Source organism: Pseudonocardia sp. SID8383 (assembly GCF_009864975.1).
Classification (GTDB): Bacteria; Actinomycetota; Actinomycetes; order Mycobacteriales; family Pseudonocardiaceae; genus Pseudonocardia; species Pseudonocardia alni.
In genome coordinates this window covers 1-2,840 of sequence record NZ_WWFY01001184.1, presented here as the reverse complement: position 1 = coordinate 2,840, position 2,840 = coordinate 1, and the positions used below count along the sequence as shown (strand labels likewise).

At 73.1% G+C, this 2,840-nt stretch carries 4 protein-coding genes; 2 read left to right on the top strand and 2 right to left on the bottom strand.

The genetic code is table 11. The features are described from left to right. Positions 1–197: hypothetical protein (locus tag GTW08_RS28930; protein ID WP_161152793.1), on the top strand; the 197-nt coding region annotated here is incomplete at its 5' end. On the opposite strand, the gene GTW08_RS28925 is transcribed toward GTW08_RS28930, so the two are convergent. Beyond that, the gene (locus tag GTW08_RS28925; protein ID WP_301549044.1) at positions 198–779 is read right to left on the bottom strand and encodes a hypothetical protein; all 582 of its coding nucleotides are present in this window, start codon (positions 777–779) and stop codon (positions 198–200) included. 204 nt (positions 780–983) lie between these two features. Here GTW08_RS28925 and GTW08_RS28920 point away from each other — a divergent pair, with 204 nt between their 5' ends. Continuing rightward, positions 984–2,258 (top strand): adenylosuccinate synthase, encoded by a 1,275-nt coding sequence (locus tag GTW08_RS28920; protein ID WP_073576033.1) that lies wholly within the window; start codon positions 984–986, stop codon positions 2,256–2,258. An 18-nt stretch (positions 2,259–2,276) separates the two neighbouring features. Here the strand turns inward: GTW08_RS28920 and GTW08_RS28915 are convergent. Beyond that, positions 2,277–2,840, bottom strand: a 564-nt coding sequence (locus GTW08_RS28915; protein WP_161152792.1) for an MFS transporter, incomplete at its 5' end; no start/stop codon positions are given.

The following is a 2,840-nucleotide window of genomic DNA, read 5'->3' as shown; positions in this document are numbered from 1 at the left end:
CCGAGCCGTGGACCGGCGCCAAGGCGGCGGAGGCTCGCGGCGGGGCCGGCTACGGCCCGATGGCCGGCGGCGTCCCGGGCGGTCGCGGCGAGACCCGGGACCACCGCAACCGCTACGTCGTCCCCACCGACGAGGTGTTCGACGTCGGGATCACCGCGACCGACGCGGTGCTCGCGCCCGAGGACCCCGGGCGTTGATCAGCCCGGCAGCACCGGCCGCCACGGCTCGGTGTGCCGGTACCAGGCCCACCGCTTGATCTCCCGCGGGTGCGCGACGCCGTCGCGGACGGGCGTCGCACCCGTCGTCCCGATCTGGATCGCCCGCCCGGTCGTGCCGGTCACCCCGCGGCCCGCCCGCACGTGCACGCCCTCGGGCCCCGCGTCGACGACGAGCAGCTTCACGCGGCCGTGCAGCACGCGCGTCGCGTCGCAGTAGGCCTCGCCGTAGAGGTCGGGGATCTCCCCGCGGCCGGCGAGGACGCCCCCATTGTCGTCGCGCACCAGCGGCATCTCGCGTGCGGTGCCGGACCGGGCGAGGGCGACGGCGTCGTCGAACCGGGTCGGGAGGCCCCAGTTCGCGGCGGCCCGCGACCGCCGGGACACCGGCAGGTAGGCGACCTCGGTCGCGAGCGCGTCCCGCCGGAGCAGCCGGAGGAGCACGGCGGCGAGGTCCGCGTCGTCACCGTGGACGATCAGTCGCGGCACCGGGAGCAGGACGTCGACCTCCGCCTTCCCGGGGCGCGGGCCCACGGTGACCGAACGCACCGCGGGATCGGACACCAGCGACGACGGTGGGCGTTCACGTCGCGCGCCGGGCCGGATACCGTGGAAGGGAAGCCGGTGACGCCGCTGCGGCAGGCAGTCGAGGAGAACCGCTTCGGGATCGGTCGGAACCACTGATCGAGTACCCTCCTCGCCGCGGAAACCGGAAATCACGCCCGGTCCCGCGACCGTGACGAGCGTGTGTGAACTGGAGTCTCTTACATGCCCGCAATCGTGTTGATCGGCGCCCAGTGGGGCGACGAGGGCAAGGGCAAGGCGACCGACCTGCTGGGCGGGCAGTTCGGCTGGGTCGTCCGCTACCAGGGCGGCAACAACGCCGGGCACACCGTCGTCACGCCGGACGGCCGCGACTTCGCGCTGAAGCTCATCCCGTCCGGGATCCTGTCCCCGGGCGTGAAGAACGTGATCGGCAACGGGGTCGTCGTGAACCCCGAGGCGCTGATCGAGGAGAAGGCCGGGCTGGAGCGGCGCGGCGTCGACACCTCCGGCCTGCTGATCTCGGCCGACTCGCACCTGATCATGCCGTACCACGTGGCGATCGACCGGGTCACCGAGCGCTACCTGGGCAAGGCCAAGATCGGCACGACCGGCCGCGGCATCGGTCCCGCCTACCAGGACAAGGTGGCCCGGGTCGGCGTCCGCGCCGCGGACCTGCTCGACGAGAAGATCCTGCACCAGAAGGTGGAGGCCGCCCTCGAGCTGAAGAACCAGATCCTGGTCAAGGTCTACAACCGGCGCGCGCTGGACTTCAACGAGGTCGTCGACACCGTCCTGGAGCAGTCGAAGGAGTTCGCCGACAAGATCGTCGACACCCGGCTGCTGCTGAACGAGGCCCTGGAGCGCGGTGAGACGCTGCTGCTCGAGGGCTCGCAGGGCACCCTGCTCGACGTCGACCACGGCACCTACCCCTTCGTGACCAGCTCGAACCCGACCGCGGGCGGCGCGTCGGTCGGTTCCGGCATCGGCCCGAACAAGATCACCCGGGTGATCGGGATCCTGAAGGCCTACACGACCCGCGTCGGCTCCGGTCCGTTCCCGACCGAGCTGCACGACGAGATGGGCGAGTTCCTGCGCAAGACCGGCGGCGAGGTCGGTGTGAACACCGGCCGTGCGCGGCGCTGCGGCTGGTTCGACGCCGTCATCGGGCGCTACGCGGTGCGGGTCAACGGCATCACCGACCTCTTCCTGACCAAGCTGGACGTGCTGTCGGGACTGGAGTCGGTGCCGATCTGCGTCGGCTACGAGGTCGACGGCCACCGCGTCGACGAGATGCCGATGACCCAGACCGGTTTCCACCACGCCGTCCCGGTCTACGAGGAGATGCCCGGCTGGGTCGAGGACCTCTCCGGTGCCCGCACCTGGGAGGACCTGCCCCCCGCCGCGCGGGCCTACGTGCAGCGGATCGAGGAGCTCACCGGCGCGCCGGTGTCCGCGATCGGCGTCGGCCCCGGGCGGGACCAGACGATCACCCGCTGACCGGCTGCGCCGGCGGCGTCACGACGACCGCCGGCGTTCGTCGCGGACCGGTGTCACCAGGATCGCGGCCAACGGTGCCGCGGCGGCGATCGCGAACGCCGCCGCGTAGCCGGTCGCGCCGACCAGGGCGCCGAGCGCGGCCGGGACCACCGATGCGACGGCGTTCTGGCCGGTGTTCTGCACCCCCAGCGCGCGCCCCGACCAGGCGGGTCCGGCGATCTCGGCGGTGCTGGTGAACGCCAGCCCGTTCGGGGCGACCGTCACCACCGCCCCGACGGCGAGCATCGTCACTGCCAGCCATCCGGCGACGGCGTCGCCGAGCGCGAACAGCAGCAGCACCGCGGCCGCGGCGGCCGCGACCTGGCGCATCGGGCGCAGCCGGGACCCGACCCGGTCCGACCAGACCCCGGTCGCGATCCGACCGACCGCCCCGGCGATCTGCCCACCGGCGACGAACGCGCCCGCCGCCGCCACGTGCCACCCCTGCTCGCGGACCAGGTACTCGGTCGCGAACGACGCCACCGCGAACTGCGAGACCACCAGCAGTGCACTCGCGCCGTGACATGCCCGGCGCGCAGTGGT